Raw genomic sequence first — 15,136 nt, forward strand, 5'->3', positions numbered from 1 at the left:
GGGCTTCACGCTTCAGGGTCTGGCTGGACTGCCTGGCGGCGTATGAACCCGGTTACGCCGGCCGGCAGCCGGCCTGGCCGGGCGGTGCGACGGGCGGTGCGACTGGCGCTGCGACGCTCCTGCCCAGTTACTCCTTCCGGACCGGGAAAGACACCGCTTGTCGCCGGCCGGACGCCCCGGTTTGGGCCGGCAACTGGGCTGGAACGCACGCCAACCACCCGTTGTGTCACCCGGCATCCGGCCCACCCGATCTGGCACCCGGCACAAGTCCTGGCACCCACCGGACATGACAATGCCCCCGCCGAGAGCGGGGGCAAAGTCATGGCCTGCAAGCGCACGACGGCGGCGGGCAAGTCCGGAGCTAGGAATTTGCCTTTTGGTAGGCTTCCTGAATTTCAGCCTGGATGCGGCCGCGGCTGTTAACCGCATAGCCGTTGTCCCGGGCCCACTGCCGGATCTGCGCCGAGTCCTGATTACGCGCTGTTGTTGCCTTTGTCCGGGTCGCCCGGCCAGTCGAAGTCTTACGCGCCTGGCCTACGAACCGCTCAAGTGCCGAGCGCAGTTCCGAGGCGTTGCCGGACGAGAGGTCAATTTCATAACTGACGCCGTCCAGGCCAAACCGGACAGTTTCGTCCGCGGATCCCCCATCCAGATCATCAACGAGGATGATTTTAACTTTCTGTGCCATAAAGACTCTCTTTTCAAAAGGATGAGTATTTAGAAAAGCAGGATGTATCTGTAAAAAGTATCCATCGTTTTAAGGCCGCGAGTCAAAGCGGAAAATACGCGTCAAAGGAAATCCACAGGAAGGAATAGACCGAGCTTTTAGCGCTGCTCCGGGGAAGGACCGTTTTCCCGGGCTATATTCTGTTCCGGCCCACGGGCAGCCGCCTCGGCCTGCGCACGGGCTTCGGCCTGGCGCTCGGACTTGTCCGCATTGAAGATCGCTTTCATGGCGAACCAGAAGAGGAGTCCCACCACTATGGACGGGAGCAAGACTGCTACGTATTCCATGGTCAGTGCCCTTCCGGCTTCAGCAGCGGGAAGAGGATGGTTTCGCGGATTCCGGCGCCGGTAAAGAGCATGACCAGCCGGTCGATGCCCAGTCCGATGCCGCCCATCGGCGGCGCTCCGTACTCAAGGGCGCGGAGGAAGTCCTCATCAAGCTGCATGGCTTCGACGTCGCCGGCTGCTGACCGGCGGGACTGCTCGGTGAGCCGTTCGCGCTGAATAACCGGGTCAATGAGTTCGGAGAACGCGGTGCCGCGCTCCATACCGCCGATAATCAGGTCCCACGCCTCGATCAGCCGACCGTCTTCGCGGTGCTGGCGGGCCAGCGGCTGCGCGGAGGGCGGGTAGTCGTAAACGAAAGTAGGGTTGAGCAGCGTCGGTTCAACCAGTTCGCCGAAGAGCTCGACGACGAGCTTCTCGGCGTCCCAGTTCGCATCGACCTTGACCTCATACTTCTCGGCCAGGGCCAGCAGCTCGGCTTCAGGCGTGTCCGGGGTGATCTCCTGGCCCACAAAGTCGGAAAGGCCCGGGTACACCGCCATCCATGCCCAGTCGCCGTCGAGGTTGATCTCGCCGGCCTCGGTCTGCAGCACACGGCCCACTCCGGCCGCGTCGGCGGCGTCGAGGATGATCTCCTTAATGCGGTCCGCCATCACGAACTGGTCCGCCCAGGCCTCGTAGCTCTCGAGTGTGGTGAACTCCGGGCTGTGCGTGGAGTCAACGCCCTCGTTCCGGAAGACGCGGCCCATGTCGTAGACGCGGTCGATGCCGCCGACGACGGTCCGCTTCAGGTACAGCTCGGTCGCGATCCGCAGCGTCATCTTCTGGTCGAAGGCGTTCATGTGGGTTTCAAACGGGCGCGCGGTGGCCCCGCCGTGCACGAGCTGCAGCATCGGGGTTTCCACCTCGACGTAGCCCTGGCGGTGCAGGGTTTCTCGGATGGAACGCGTGATCGCGGCCCGGGTGTAGACCATCTCGCGGGCCTCGTCGCGGACGATCAGGTCCACGTAGCGCTGCCGGACGCGGGTTTCCTCGTTGAGCTCGGCGTGCAGCACCGGCAGCGGCCGCAGCGCCTTGGACGCCATGGTCCAGGACTCGGCCATCACGGAGAGCTCGCCGCGGCGGGAGGAGATGACCTCACCCTTGATGAAGACGTGGTCGCCAAGGTCGACGAGGGACTTCCAGTCCGCGAGCGCTTCCTCGCCGATGTTCGCCAGGCTGAGCATGATCTGCAGCCGTACGGCCTTTCCGTCGAGCCCGCCCTCCTGAAGGGTGGCGAAGCACAGCTTGCCGGTGTTGCGGATGAAGACGATGCGGCCGGTGACGCCGACGACGTCGCCCGTGGTTTCGTCTGCCACCAGGTGCGCGTACTTTTCGCGGATTTCCGTCAGCGAATGCGTCCGCTCGACCCCCACCGGGTACGCCTCAACGCTACGTTCGATCAGCTTGGCGCGCTTCTCCATCCGGACCAGCGTCTGTTCGCTGACGTCGGACGGCTCGGCGGCGGTGTTCGGGGCGGGGGTGTTTTGGGAAGTCACAATCCCTAAGTTTACCGGTCGTTCGGCCACCGCCGGTGCGGCAGGCGCGGAAGGACCCCGGGCAGAGGCCGCGCCTCCGGGGTCCGGGACGGCCGCGCCGGGGCCGCTGGCTTCTGGCACTAGAATCGGGGGCGACCGATGTCGAAAGGACCCCCTTGGCCAAGCTCTACTTCCGTTACGGCGCGATGAACTCCGGCAAGTCGACGGGGCTGCTGCAGGCCGCGTTCAACTACGAGGAGCGCGGCCAGCGGGTGCTGCTCGCCAAGCCGGATATCGACACCAAGGGCGACGCCGACGTCGTCTCCCGGCTGGGGATGACGCGGTCGGTGGACTTTCTGATCCCCGCCGGCGCATCCGCCCGGGAGCTGTTTTCGGCGCAGGCCCACGGCGACGACCCGGACGCACTGCTTCAGCATGTGGACACGCCGCCGGTGGCCTGCCTGCTGGTGGATGAAGCCCAGTTCCTGGAACCGGAGCAGGTGGACGACCTGTTCCGCATCGCCGTCCTGGACAACGTCCCGGTGCTGGCCTACGGCATCCGCACCGACTTCCGGACCCGGGCCTTCCCCGGCTCGCTCCGGCTGCTGGAAATCGCGCACACGCTGGAGGAGCTCAAGACCATCTGCCGGTGCGGGCGCAAGGCCATCTTCAACACCCGCCGGATCGGCGAGCAGGTGGTGTTCGACGGCGAGCAGGTCGCCATCGACGGCCAGGACGCCTGGTACGAGTCGCTCTGCGGGTCCTGCTACCTTGAGCTTTCCGGCGGCCGGCTGGGCAGCTGACGACGGGTCAGGCGGCAGGCCGGACGGTACGCGAGACCCCGGGTCAGGCCGCGGGCGAGGTTTACTGTCCGGTACCGGACGCCTCGGTTAGGCTCGAAGCATGACCCGCGAGAACATTCGAACCCCAGACGGCGGAACCCTCGAGCTTTTTAGCACGGGCGCGGAGCTTGCGGCGGCAGGCTCCGGCGTCGTCGTCGTGCCCGCCTCGATGGTGACGGCCGCGGACTACACCCGTTTCGCGCAAAAGCTCAGCGCCGCCCTGGGCCGGCCAGTCCACACCTTTAACCGGCGCGGCCGCGGCTCCTCCTCACCGCAGCCGGAGGATTACACCCTCGATGTCGACATCCGGGACCTGGACGCCGTGATGCGGCACACCGCCAGCACCGACGTCTTCGGCCACAGCTTCGGCGGCGCCGTCGCGCTGCACGCGGCACGGACCCTGCCGGTGGAGCGCTTGGCCGTGTACGACCCCGCCGTGTCGGTGAACCACAGCGTCACGGCCGACTGGACCTCCGAATACGAGCGCCTGACCGCCGCCGGCGACGACGACCGTGCCCTGGCCGTGCTGGTCCGCGGCCTCGAGACCGGCAGTGCGCTGTCCCGGATGCCGCTGTCCATGCTGACCCTCGCGAACAAGTTCACCGCCGGCACTCCGGTGGGCAAGCAGCTGCGCGAGCTCATGAAGACAGGTGTCCGCGAGATCAAGGCGATCGTGGCCGCGGATATGCCGGCCGAGCCGTTCCTCGAACTGCCCTTGGAGACGCTGATCATCGTGGGCGAGAAGAGCCCCGCGTATTTCGGTGTCGCCTGCGGGCAGATCCACGACGTGCTCTCCGGTTCCAGCTACACGATTCTGCCGGGCATGGGTCACGACGGAGTCAACAAGGCGCCTGACCGGCTGATCTCCGAACTCACCGACTTCTACGCCGGCTGATCCACCCCTCCCCAGAGCGCGAACGGACACTTCCGGCCCTCCCCCCAGAGCGCGAACGGACACTTCCGGCCCTCCCGCCGGGGCGCGAAGTGTACGTTCGCGCGATGAGCCGGGTGGGTTAGTGGCCGCCCGGAGTTGCGGCGCCGTCGGTCTTGCGCATCAGAACGGACAGCACGACGGCGGCGCATGCGATGCCGGCCGCCGTCAGGAATGCCGCGTGCATGCCCGCGACGATGCCGGACCCGGCGGAGACGACGGCGAAGATCGAAATCAGCAACGCGGTGCCGGCCGCCCCGGCAACCTGCTGCAGCGTGCTCATAATGGCCGAGCCGTGCGAGTAGAGCTGCGGCGGCAATGGGTTCAGGCCGGTGGTGAACGCAGGCGTGAACAGCAGCGCCAGTCCCAGGCTAAGGGCAACATGCAATGCGATGATCCAGCCCACCGGTGTCTGGGCGTCAAGGCGCGAGAACTGCCAGAGCGAGAGCACCATCAGAACCGATCCTGTCACGGTCAACGGCAGCGGGCCCAGCTTGTCGAAGAGCCGGCCGATAACCGGGCCCAGCAGGCCCATCGCGAGGCCGCCCGGTAGCAGGACGAGACCTGTTTCCAGCGATTTGAGCCCGCGGATCTCCTGCAGGTACAGGGGCAACAGGATCACGGCGCCGAACAAGGCAATCATCGCGACCACGAGCAGCAGCACGGAGACGGTGAACATCCGGAAGTTGAAGGCGCGCAGGTCCAGCAGCGGCGCCGTCGACTTTTGCAGCGTGAGCTGGCGCAGGACGAAGGCCAGCAGGGCGACAACGCCGACGCCGAGGGCCACGACTGCCGGGACGGCGGGGCCTCCGTTTCCGCTGCCGATCTGGCTCAGCCCGTAAACGACGCCGCCGAACGCCGGGACCGTCAGCAGCACGGAGAGCACGTCCAGGCGGGTCTTCTCGGTGTCGCCGATGTTGCGCAGGAACCTGGCGCCGATGCCGAAAGCGAGCAGGGCGACCGGCAGGACGAAGACGAACATGAACCGCCAGGAGAAATGCTGGAGGATCAGCCCGGACACCGTCGGCCCCATGGCCGGTGCCACCGAGATCGCGATGCTCACGTTGCCCATCACGGCGCCCCGGCGGGCAACCGGAACCAGGGTGAGGATGGTGGTCATCAGCAGCGGCAGCATAATGGCCGTGCCGCCGGCCTGGATGATCCTGGCCAGCAGCAGCACCTCGAAGCCGGGCGCGAGGGCCGCGAGCAGCGTGCCGCCGGAGAAGAGTCCCATGGCCAGCATGAAGGCCGCCCTGGTGGAGAGCCGCTGCAGAATGAACCCGGTAGTGGGAATGACCACGGCCATGGTCAGCATGAAACCGGTGGAGAGCCACTGCACGGTGGGCGCATCAACCCGCAGGTCAACCATGAGCCGCTGCAGTGCAACGTTCATGATCGTCTCGTTCAGGATCACCACGAAGGTGGCCACCAGCAAGGTGGCGATGACGGTGACGGACTCGCGGGACAGTTTGTCCGGTGCCGGGTTCCGCTTCTCGGGGGCGACGCCGGCCGGGGCAGGATTGCTGTGGGCGGGCGAAACGTCGGTAGACATGGTGTTCCCTCACGGAGTGGATGAATTGGGCCGCGTCGGGGCTGCCTCAGATTCCAACCATCAGGTCCGGGGAGTAATTCCCGCTCCGGGAGGTCCGGGTTAGGAGTCCAGCGGAACGTTGTCGATCAGCCGCACCGGACCGACCTTCGCGGCGATCAGCACGAGGCCCTCGCCGCGGAACGGTGTCTCGCGGCAGTTCTCCGCAAGCGGCTCCAGGGTGAGCGGATCGACGACGTCGAAGTAATCCAGCTCCACGAGGGGCTGGGATTCCACCAGCGCCCGGGCCGAGTCCAGGTCCAGGGGTTCGTGCGCGTTGGCACGGTCCTCGACCAGCCGCAACGCCCGGGACAGCACGAGGGCGGCCTCGCGCTCGGGATCGGACAGGAACCGGTTGCGGCTCGAGAGTGCCAGCCCGTCCGGTGACCGGACGATCGGCACCGGCACGATTTCCACCGGGAAATTCAGGTCCGCCACCATCCTCCGCACCAGGGTCAGCTGCTGGGCATCCTTTTGGCCGAAATACGCCCGGTAAACGGTCTGGCCTGTGCCGGGAAGCCCGTAGTGCAGCAGCTTCGCCACCACCGTCAGGGCGCCGTCGAAGTGCCCGGGCCGGGACGCGCCCTCCCACTTGTCCGCGAGCGTGCCGGACGTGATCCGCACCATCGGTTCCCCGCCCGGGTACACCTCCTCCACCGAGGGCGCAAAGACCAGATCCACCCCTTCGGCCTCGAGCAGGGCCAGGTCAGCCTCGAGAGTCCGCGGGTAACGCTCGAGGTCCACCGCTTCGCCGAACTGCAACGGATTGACGAAGATGCTGGCCACCACGACGTCGTTCTGTTCGACGGCGGTGCGCGCCAGCCGGGCGTGGCCCGCGTGCAGGGCGCCCATCGTGGGCACCAGCCCTTGCGAAGTTCCGCCTTTCTCGGTGAGCAGGCGGGCACTTTCGGCGCGCAACTGGGCGGCGGTGGTCACAAGCTGGATTCCCATCAGGGTCCTTCCTCAGGAAGCGGGCCGTCGGCATCGCGGGCTTCAAGCGCCCGGTGAATGCCCTGGACCTGCTCCGGCTTCAGCAGCCCGCGGCTGCCGGCACGGCGGGCGGTCGCCCGGGCCATGGCCAGGTACGCGTCCAGAATATCGCCGCCGGAGCCGCCGTCGAGTTCCCGCAGGGCCTCCGAGTGCGCGCTGACGGTGCCGGCGTCGCCGCGGGCCACCGGGCCGGTGAGCGCGGACTCCCCCGAGGCAAGGGCGTTTTCCAGGCTGGCGCGCAGCAGCGGGCCCAGCATGCGTTCGGGGGCGTCGACGCCGACCTCCCGCAGCAGTTCGGACGCCTGGGCCACGAGGGTGACCAGATGGTTGGACCCGTGCGCCAGGGCCGCGTGGTACAGGACCCGGTCACCCTCGGCGATGGCGACCGGCTCGGCACCCATTTCCACTACCAGGGCCTGCGCGATGGGAAGCATGGCCGGGTCCGCGGTCACCCCGAAACTGCAGTCCAGCAGCCGGGTGAGGTCCAGGCTCATGCCGGTGAAGGTCATGGCGGGGTGCAGCGCGAGCGGGACCGCCCCCGCGGCGCGGACCGGGTGCAGGATGCCGACGCCGAAGCGGCCTGAGGTGTGGGCCACGAGCTGGCCGGGCTGCCAGGCGCCGAGTTTGGCCAGGCCTTGCACGAGCGGGCCCAGTGCGTCGTCCGGAACGGCCAGCAGCACCAGTTCCGCGCGCTCCACAATGTCCTGGATGTCGAGGACAGGGACGCCGGGGAGCAGGGTTTCCGCGCGTTCCCGGCTCGCGTCGGATACGGCGGAGACCCCGACGACGGCGTGTTCGGCCGCGCGCAGGGCCGCCCCCAGGACGGCCCCGACCTTCCCGGCTCCGATGATTCCGACGCCGAGGCGTCCTGGCTTAGCCATGTTGCGGCCCTTCCTGTGGTGCGTGTTCGAGGGGGTGGGACCGGACGAGCCAGTGTTCACTGAGTTGCTGCTTCCGCGCGGTCCGGGCTCGGGCTGCCTGCGCGTCAAGCAAGGCGCGGCCCTCGTCCAGGCCGACCTGGATCAGCCGCGGCGCCACTGGGCCCGCGGTGGTGTGCAGAACCAGGTCCGCGACACGGAAGCGCCGGGCCAACGGACCCTGCTGGAGTGCCATCGACTGCGTGCGCTGATGCGGGACCAGCACGAGGTGGCGCCACCAGCGGCCGGAGCGGATCAGCAGCGCGGTGTCCGTGGCGGTGAAACCGTTGCGGCGCCAGCCCAGCGGAGCGAGCAGGCGCGCCCGCTGCGGGGTGGTGACGAAGCCGCCGTCGTCGGGGGCCGCGGCACCGCCGGGAACGCCGCCGGCAGCGGGACCGCCGATACTTCGGGCGGGAGTGCCGGCGGCACCGGGGATGGGCGCGAGCCCGTGCAGCCCGGCGGTGAAGACCCGCACGGGGTCCGGGGTGCCGGGGTCGGGCAGGACCAGCGAAAGCATGGCGAGCACCTCCGGCAGAGTTCCAACGGGCAGCAGGGTGGTCCGGGAAGCGCTGTCGCCGTTGCCGGGGGCGCCGTAGCCGGCCACGTTGACCTGCATCCGGTACCAGCCGAGGATCCGCCACAGCGGCGGCTGGCTGACGCGCAGGGCCTGGATCCGTCCGGGCGGGAGGGTCTGCGCCAGGGTGTCCAGCAGGCCGTAGCGGAGCCGGATGCCGTCGTCGGAAACGGCCGCAGTGAAGTTGTAGCCCTTGTTGAAGGAATTCCAGTACGCCGCGAGGATGCCCAGGCCGGCCGGGATCAGGTAAAAGTAGAAGCTGCGGTTCTCGGTGACGGCGGATAGCAGCACGGAGGCCGCGGCCCCGAGGACGAGGACGACGGTCTGTTCGCTCAGCACCAGTGACCCGGCCAGCCGCTGCGGCGGAACCGTGAGCACCGGGCGTTCCAGCGCCTCGGCGACGGCGTGTGGCGGCCCCGGTGGGTTCTCCTGCCCCTGGGCAACCGCGGCACCGACGGCACCCGGCGCGGAACCGGCGGCCCCGGCCAGAATCGCGGCACGCAGCCGTCGCGCCTCGTCCACCCGCAGGTAGGCCAGGTGCACCGCGGACTGGCCGGCGTCGGCAACTTCGAACCGGAGTTCCGCGAGCCCGAAGATCCGTGCCAGCAGGGGTTGCACAACGTCGATTGCCTGTACCCGGTCGAGCCTCGCCTGGCGCTGCTGCTTGAACAGGAAGCCGGTGTTGACCCGCACGTACCCGTCCGCCACTTGGTAACGGGTGAAATACCAGCTCAACACAAAACCGAGCACGGTCAGCAGCAGCACGGTGCCGCCGCCCAGCAGCAGCCAGGGTGCCCGCGCCGCGAAGCGCTCATCGAAGACCGGGGCGCCGCGGAGCAGGCGTTCGAAGGCGTCACGGCCGAAGAAGAACAACAGCGCCGCCAGCGCCAGCCAGCCGCGGACAAACGGTGAGGCCGGATGCACCCGCTGCCAGGTGCTGCCCGTGTCCGTCACAGCCCGGCCAGCCGGGCCTCGCCGCGGGCCGACAGCTGTTCGCGCAGCCGCGCGCCCTCGCCGGCGGGCAGGCCGGGGATCTCGGCGCTGGTTCCGGCCGAGGCGGTGTGCAGTTTCAGCGTGCACAGGCCCAGTCCGCGTTCCACCGGGCCCGCGCCGATGTCCACGTACTGCATCCGCCCGTACGGCACCACCAGGGTGCGCTGGAAGAAGATGCCGCGGCGGATCAGCAGGTCGTCCTCGCGTTCGGCGTACCCGATGGACCGCACCTGGCGCGGAATGAGCAGCAGCCGCCAGAGGGCCAGCAGGAAGACGGCGGCGGGCAGCACGACGGCGAACCACAGCGGCGGCCAGGTCCATGCCCCGTTCAGGACCAGCACCAGCGGCAGGGACAGGACCGCGACGGCGGCCAGGTTCCCCAGCGCCCAGCCGACGAGGCGCACGGTGACGTACTTCGGCGACACCCTCAGCCAGGCGACCCCCGGGGGGTCAATCGCCTCGGTAGGCATATTCACCTTCCGCTGTCGGCTTGCGCTTTCCGGGTACCCCCGGCGTGCCCTCGGCGTCGCCGTCCTCGGGCGGAATCCGGCAGAACCGCTCCACCACTAGGCCAACCACAATCATGACCAGTCCGCCGCCCGCCATCGCCAGCGTCTGCCAGGTGATCTCCTGCCCGCTGCGGACGTTCCAGAGCCGAAGCTGGTCCATAAAGATCCCGGCGTGCCAGCCCAGCAGGACGGCGCCGGTGTAGGCGCACGCCTGCGCGAGGACCAGGGTCCACGCAGCCAGGAGCGGGTTGAGCATCTTCTTCTTCTTGCCGTTGCGCCACCGCAGCACCCGGACCCCCAGGATCAGGGTGATCACCACGATGACCCCCATCGTGACCAGACCGGTCAGCGGCAGTACCGGCGTCGCCAGGCTGTAGCGGGCGGCCATCAGCGTGGCGAACCAGCCAGCGGCGGCGAGCCCGACGCCGATCACCAGCAGCACGAGGGGGTTGGTCAGCTTCACGGCAGGTCCGCCGTTCCGGCCCCCGGCACACCGTTGAGTTCCTCAAAGCCGTCGAACGGGGCAAGGTCGCGGAAATCGGCAGCCCGCGCGGCGAGCTCCCCGACGCGGACACCGTTGAGCTCCGCTGCGGGGTCGATCAGGGACCAGGGGTAGAGCACGAAAGCGCGCTCGGCGGCACGCCTGTGCGGGAGGGTGAGCTCCGGGTCGGAGCTGACGAGTTCGCCGTAGGTGATGACGTCCACGTCGAGGGTGCGCGGGCCCCAGTGGACCTCCCGGACCCGCAGGTGCTTTTGTTCGACGGCGTGGCAGTGCGCCAGCAGTTGCTGCGGGGACAAGGAGGTCTCGACGCCGATGACCATGTTCAGGAAGTCCGGCTGATCCGGCGGGCCGCCGACGGCCTTGGTCTGGACGATCGGGGAAATCGCCAGCAGCCGCACCTCCGGAGGGTCCACCAGGTCAGCGACGGCGGCCGAAAGGGTGTCGTTGCGGGCCCCCAGATTGCTGCCGAGCGCGAGTACCGCCCGCGTGTATACGGCGGCGGGGGCGTTCATGGCCGTTCCCGGTGCACGCTGACGGAGACGTCGCCGAAGTCCACCTGGATCGGAGCCTTTGGTTTGTGCACCGTGATGTCAACGGCGGCCACCGGGAAACGCGCCAGCACGTCGTCGGCGATCCGCACCGCGAGGGCCTCGATGAGGTTCAACGGCGTGCCGGTGATCCAGCCGCGGATGCACTCGGCCACCTCGCCGTAGTGGGCGGTGTCCAGCACGTCGTCGCTGGCCGCGGCGGCCGTGAAGTCCAGGTGCAGTACGGCGTCCACGACGAAGGGCTGCCCGTCGCGTCGTTCAAAATCGAACACCCCGTGGTGCCCGACGGCGGTGACACCGCTTAGCGTGATCCGGTCCATGGCGCGGCCGGTTCAGGTGTTGCCGGGCGCGGCCGGCGGCACCGAGGAGGAAGCCGACGAGGAAGCCGGGGCAATCCGGGCGGCGACCTTGACGGCGTCGAGGCTGGGGCCGACGTCGTGCACCCGGACGGCCCAGGCGCCGCGGAAGGCGCTGATAGCCGTCACGGCGGCGGTCGCCGCGTCACGTTCGGCCGGCGGGGCGGACTTGCCGGCGACGGTGAGGAGGCTTCCGAGGAACCGTTTCCGGGACGCGGCCACGAGGACCTTGTGGCCCATCGCCTGCAGCACATCGAGGCGCTGCAGCAGTTCCCAGTTCTGCTCCCCGGTCTTGGCGAAGCCCAGGCCCGGGTCGAGGATGATCTGTTCCGGCGTTGCGCCGGCGGCGTACAGCTTGTCCCGGACGCCGGCCAGCTCGGCGGCCACGTCCTCGGCCACGTCGCGGTAGTCGGTGAGCGAGTCCATCGTGCTGGCGTCGCCGCGGCGGTGCGTCAGGACGTAGGGCACCTTGCTGCGTGCTACGAGTTCGGCCATTTCCGGTTCGATCGTGAGGCCGGAGACGTCGTTGATGATCGCGGCGCCGGCGGCGAGTGCAGCCTCGGCCGTGGCGGCATGGGTGGTGTCGATGCTGACCAGGGCCCCGGCCTTGACCAGCGCCTCGATCACCGGCAGGACCCGGCGCTGTTCCTCCTCCACGGTGACCTCGGCGGCGCCGGGACGGGTGGATTCCCCGCCGACGTCGATGATGTCAGCACCGGCATAGTACATCCGCAGGCCGGCTGCGACGGCGGTGTCCGGCGTCGCATGCTTGCCGCCGTCGCTGAACGAATCCGGCGTGACATTCAGGATCCCCATCACGAGCGTCCGGTCCGTCGACAGGTCCTTGAAGGCGGCGGCGGGGCGCGGCTTGCGCAGCACGGGCAAAGGTGACGTGGCAGGCCCTGTTCCGGGGGCTGCAGCGAGGGAGTCCATAGGGTGTCTTCTTACCTTCCGAGGATGAGGCTCATGGCTTCGGCGCGGGTGGCCGGGTCATGCAACTGCCCGCGGACCGCGCTGGTGACGGTTTTCGCTCCGGGCTTGCGGATGCCGCGCATCGACATGCAGAGGTGTTCGCATTCGACCACGACGATCGCGCCGCGGGGCTTGAGGTGGGTGGTGAGAGCTTCAACGATCTGGGTGGTCAGCCGCTCCTGGACCTGGGGCCGGCGGGCGAACATGTCCACCAGCCTGGCGAGCTTGCTCAGCCCGGTGACCTTGCCGTCGTGCGAAGGGATATAGCCGACATGGGCGACGCCGTGGAAAGGCACGAGGTGGTGCTCGCAGGTCGAATAGAAGGGAATGTCCTTCACGAGCACGAGTTCCTCGTGGTCCAGGTCGAAGGTGGTGCCGAGGATCTCCGCCGGGTCGTGGTGCAGACCGGCGAACATCTCCGCGTACGCCCTGGCTACCCGTTTCGGGGTGTCCAGCAGGCCGCTGCGGTCCGGGTCCTCGCCGATGGCGAAGAGGATCTCGCGTACCGCCGCCTGGATGCGGTCCTGGTCGACGGCGGCGGCGGGGACGGACCCTCCCGCCGCCAGAAGACCGGTGGCGGGAGCGTCGTCGTCGTCGTTTAAGAAGGAAGTCACTGCAAAAGCCTAGCCGGGATGGCCGTCAGGCCCCAGATCCGTTGCGCCGCCCTGGAAGGGCTCCTGCGCGGGGACGCCCTGGGCGTGCGGCGGGAGGGTGTCCAGCGGCTCCTCGAGCCGGGCCTCCTTGGCTTCTTCCTGCGCTTCACGTTCGGCCTTTTCGCGGCGCGACTCCACCGGTCCGACAGCCTGGATGGGCCGGCTTTCCTTGGAGAGCCAGATTTCGCGGAAGTCGCGCTTGCGGATGTGCGTGAACACCTGGGCGATCTCGGCCTGGTTCAGCGTTTCGCGTTCCAGCAGTTCCAGGGCCAGCTGGTCCAGAACGTCACGGTTGGCGGTCAGGATCTCATACGCCTCGTCGTGCGCGCCCTCGATCAGGCGGCGCACTTCCTCGTCCACGACGTAGGCGATCTGATCCGAGTAGTTGCGTTCGTGGCCGGCGTCGCGGCCCAGGAACGGCTCGCCGCCGCCCTGGCCGAGGCGGACGGCACCGACGCGCTCACTCATGCCGAACTCGGTGACCATTTTCCGGGCGATGCCGGTGGCCTTCTCGATGTCGTTGGAGGCGCCGGTGGACGGATCGTGGAAGACGAGTTCCTCGGCCACCCGGCCGCCCATGGCGTAGGCCATCTGGTCCAGCAGTTCGTTGCGGGTTACGGAGTACTTGTCGTTTTCCGGCACCACCATGGTGTAGCCGAGGGCTCGGCCGCGCGGCAGGATGGTGATCTTCGTGACCGGGGCCGAGTTCCGCAGCGCCGCCGCCACCAGGGCGTGGCCGCCTTCGTGGTACGCGGTGACCTTGCGCTCGTGTTCCTTCATGACGCGGCTGCGCTTCTGCGGCCCGGCCATCACGCGGTCGATCGCCTCGTCCAGGGCACGGTCATCGATCAGGTTGGCGTTGGAGCGGGCCGTGAGCAGCGCCGCCTCGTTGAGCACGTTGGCCAGGTCGGCGCCGGTGTAGCCGGGGGTTTTCTTCGCGACAGCCTTGAGGTCGACGCCGGGGGCCATCGGCTTGCCCTTGGCGTGCACCTTCAGGATCTGGTCGCGGCCGATCAGGTCGGGGGCCTCGACGGAGATCTGGCGGTCGAAGCGGCCGGGCCGGAGCAGGGCCGGGTCGAGCACGTCGGGACGGTTCGTGGCGGCGATGAGGATGACGTTGGTCTTGACGTCAAAGCCGTCCATTTCAACCAGGAGCTGGTTGAGCGTCTGCTCGCGTTCATCGTTGCCGCCGCCGATGCCGGCACCGCGGTGACGGCCGACGGCGTCGATCTCGTCAACGAAGATGATCGCCGGGGAGTTGGTCTTGGCCTGTTCAAAGAGGTCGCGGACGCGGGAAGCGCCGACGCCGACGAACATCTCGACAAAGTCCGAACCGGAGATGGAGAAGAACGGCACGCCGGCTTCACCGGCGACGGCGCGGGCCAGCAGGGTCTTGCCGGTGCCGGGAGGGCCGTACAGCAGCACACCCTTGGGGATCTTGGCGCCGACAGCCTGGAACTTTGCCGGTTCCTGGAGGAACTCCTTGATTTCCTGAAGCTCCTCGACGGCCTCGTCGGCTCCGGCGACGTCGCTGAAGGTCACCTGCGGCATGTCCTTATTGACCATCTTGGCCTTGGATTTGCCGAACTGCATGACCTTGGAGCCGCCGCCCTGCATCCGGGAAAGCAGGAACCAGAAAAGCACGCCCAGCAGCAGCACCGGGACCAGCAGCGAGAACAATCCGGAGAACCAGTTGCTTTCCACCGGCTGGTCGGTGAAGCCGCTCGGCGGCTTCGACTCGTTGACGGCCTTGACGATGTCCTGGGCGCGGGCGTTCACGAAGTAGAACTGGACGTTCTTGCCCTTGTCCTGCCCATCGACCTGCAGGTTGTCCTTCAGGACCAGGTCCACACGGTTCTCGGCGTCGAAGATTTTGGCCTGCTCAACCTTGCCGCCCTCAGTCAACAGCGCCAGGCCCTTGTCCGTGTCAATGCGGCTTGAGCCGCCCGGAGCGAGGGTGGCAAAGGCCAGCAGGAGCATGCCGATCACTACGACAATCCAAATGCCGGGGCCCTTGAGGAAACTCTTTGCTTTCATCTGATCGGGGGCTGGCCCCGTCCCTCCTGGTAGTGCTGCACGGCGACTGTTCTGCGCGCGTGGTGGTGCTGCGTCAGTCTAGCTATACACCGTCGCCCTAACTCACGCACGGCCAGGGCATAAAGTTCCCTGTGGGCGTAGCGGGGCACCCCGCTGGGACCGGTCAAGGCCGGCGTCGAAACCGGCCGGCGGGGCC

16 protein-coding genes are annotated in these 15,136 nt (G+C 68.2%); 2 read left to right on the forward strand and 14 right to left on the reverse strand.

Annotated features, from left to right (window positions below):
- Positions 1-361: 361 nt before the first annotated feature.
- The 3 genes from QFZ61_RS02965 to lysS form a co-directional block, all read right to left on the reverse strand.
- Positions 362-688 (reverse strand): Lsr2 family protein, encoded by a 327-nt coding sequence (locus QFZ61_RS02965; protein WP_307033171.1) that lies wholly within the window; start codon positions 686-688, stop codon positions 362-364.
- Between the two features lie 137 nt (positions 689-825).
- Positions 826-1,014 carry a hypothetical protein gene (locus QFZ61_RS02970; RefSeq protein ID WP_307033173.1) on the reverse strand — a complete coding sequence of 63 codons (189 nt, stop codon included), beginning with the start codon at positions 1,012-1,014 and terminating at the stop codon, positions 826-828.
- A gap of 2 nt (positions 1,015-1,016) precedes the next feature.
- Positions 1,017-2,549: a lysine--tRNA ligase gene (lysS, locus tag QFZ61_RS02975; protein WP_307033175.1), complete on the reverse strand. Its 1,533-nt coding sequence runs from the start codon at positions 2,547-2,549 to the stop codon at positions 1,017-1,019.
- 155 nt (positions 2,550-2,704) lie between these two features.
- Between lysS and QFZ61_RS02980 the strand changes: the two genes are divergently transcribed.
- Together QFZ61_RS02980 and QFZ61_RS02985 are read left to right on the forward strand one after the other, a co-directional pair.
- Positions 2,705-3,331, forward strand: coding sequence for a thymidine kinase (locus QFZ61_RS02980; protein ID WP_307033177.1), 627 nt, complete (start codon positions 2,705-2,707; stop codon positions 3,329-3,331).
- Between the two features lie 100 nt (positions 3,332-3,431).
- A complete protein-coding gene (locus QFZ61_RS02985) occupies positions 3,432-4,265 on the forward strand; it encodes an alpha/beta fold hydrolase (RefSeq protein WP_307033179.1) in 834 nt (277 codons plus the stop codon).
- 118 nt (positions 4,266-4,383) lie between these two features.
- On the opposite strand, the gene QFZ61_RS02990 is transcribed toward QFZ61_RS02985, so the two are convergent.
- The 11 genes from QFZ61_RS02990 to ftsH all read right to left on the reverse strand — a co-directional run bounded on the left by QFZ61_RS02990 (position 4,384) and on the right by ftsH (position 14,940).
- Positions 4,384-5,853, reverse strand: a complete 1,470-nt coding sequence (locus QFZ61_RS02990; protein ID WP_307033181.1) for an MDR family MFS transporter — start codon at positions 5,851-5,853, stop codon at positions 4,384-4,386.
- Positions 5,854-5,952: 99 nt separating this feature from the next.
- On the reverse strand, positions 5,953-6,840 hold the full coding sequence (gene panC / locus QFZ61_RS02995; RefSeq protein WP_307033183.1) for a pantoate--beta-alanine ligase: 888 nt from the start codon (positions 6,838-6,840) through the stop codon (positions 5,953-5,955).
- Positions 6,840-7,760 (reverse strand): Rossmann-like and DUF2520 domain-containing protein, encoded by a 921-nt coding sequence (locus QFZ61_RS03000; RefSeq protein WP_307033185.1) that lies wholly within the window; start codon positions 7,758-7,760, stop codon positions 6,840-6,842. The genes panC and QFZ61_RS03000 overlap by 1 nt, the downstream gene beginning before the upstream one ends.
- Positions 7,753-9,324, reverse strand: coding sequence for a PH domain-containing protein (locus QFZ61_RS03005; RefSeq protein ID WP_307033187.1), 1,572 nt, complete (start codon positions 9,322-9,324; stop codon positions 7,753-7,755). Before QFZ61_RS03005 ends, QFZ61_RS03000 begins: the two co-directional genes overlap by 8 nt.
- On the reverse strand, positions 9,321-9,833 hold the full coding sequence (locus QFZ61_RS03010; RefSeq protein WP_307033188.1) for a PH domain-containing protein: 513 nt from the start codon (positions 9,831-9,833) through the stop codon (positions 9,321-9,323). Before QFZ61_RS03010 ends, QFZ61_RS03005 begins: the two co-directional genes overlap by 4 nt.
- Positions 9,814-10,335 (reverse strand): DUF3180 domain-containing protein, encoded by a 522-nt coding sequence (locus tag QFZ61_RS03015; RefSeq protein WP_307033190.1) that lies wholly within the window; start codon positions 10,333-10,335, stop codon positions 9,814-9,816. Before QFZ61_RS03015 ends, QFZ61_RS03010 begins: the two co-directional genes overlap by 20 nt.
- Positions 10,332-10,886 carry a 2-amino-4-hydroxy-6-hydroxymethyldihydropteridine diphosphokinase gene (folK, locus tag QFZ61_RS03020; protein WP_307033192.1) on the reverse strand — a complete coding sequence of 185 codons (555 nt, stop codon included), beginning with the start codon at positions 10,884-10,886 and terminating at the stop codon, positions 10,332-10,334. Before folK ends, QFZ61_RS03015 begins: the two co-directional genes overlap by 4 nt.
- Positions 10,883-11,242, reverse strand: coding sequence for a dihydroneopterin aldolase (gene folB / locus QFZ61_RS03025; protein ID WP_307033194.1), 360 nt, complete (start codon positions 11,240-11,242; stop codon positions 10,883-10,885). Before folB ends, folK begins: the two co-directional genes overlap by 4 nt.
- Before the next feature lie 12 nt (positions 11,243-11,254).
- Positions 11,255-12,211, reverse strand: a complete 957-nt coding sequence (gene folP, locus QFZ61_RS03030; RefSeq protein WP_307033196.1) for a dihydropteroate synthase — start codon at positions 12,209-12,211, stop codon at positions 11,255-11,257.
- 11 nt (positions 12,212-12,222) lie between these two features.
- Positions 12,223-12,864 carry a GTP cyclohydrolase I FolE gene (gene folE / locus QFZ61_RS03035; RefSeq protein ID WP_373427119.1) on the reverse strand — a complete coding sequence of 214 codons (642 nt, stop codon included), beginning with the start codon at positions 12,862-12,864 and terminating at the stop codon, positions 12,223-12,225.
- A gap of 9 nt (positions 12,865-12,873) precedes the next feature.
- The gene (ftsH, locus tag QFZ61_RS03040; RefSeq protein WP_307033198.1) at positions 12,874-14,940 is read right to left on the reverse strand and encodes an ATP-dependent zinc metalloprotease FtsH; all 2,067 of its coding nucleotides are present in this window, start codon (positions 14,938-14,940) and stop codon (positions 12,874-12,876) included.
- Positions 14,941-15,136 lie beyond the last annotated feature (196 nt).

The sequence above is a fragment of the Arthrobacter sp. B3I4 genome (assembly GCF_030816855.1).
GTDB lineage: Bacteria > Actinomycetota > Actinomycetes > Actinomycetales > Micrococcaceae > Arthrobacter.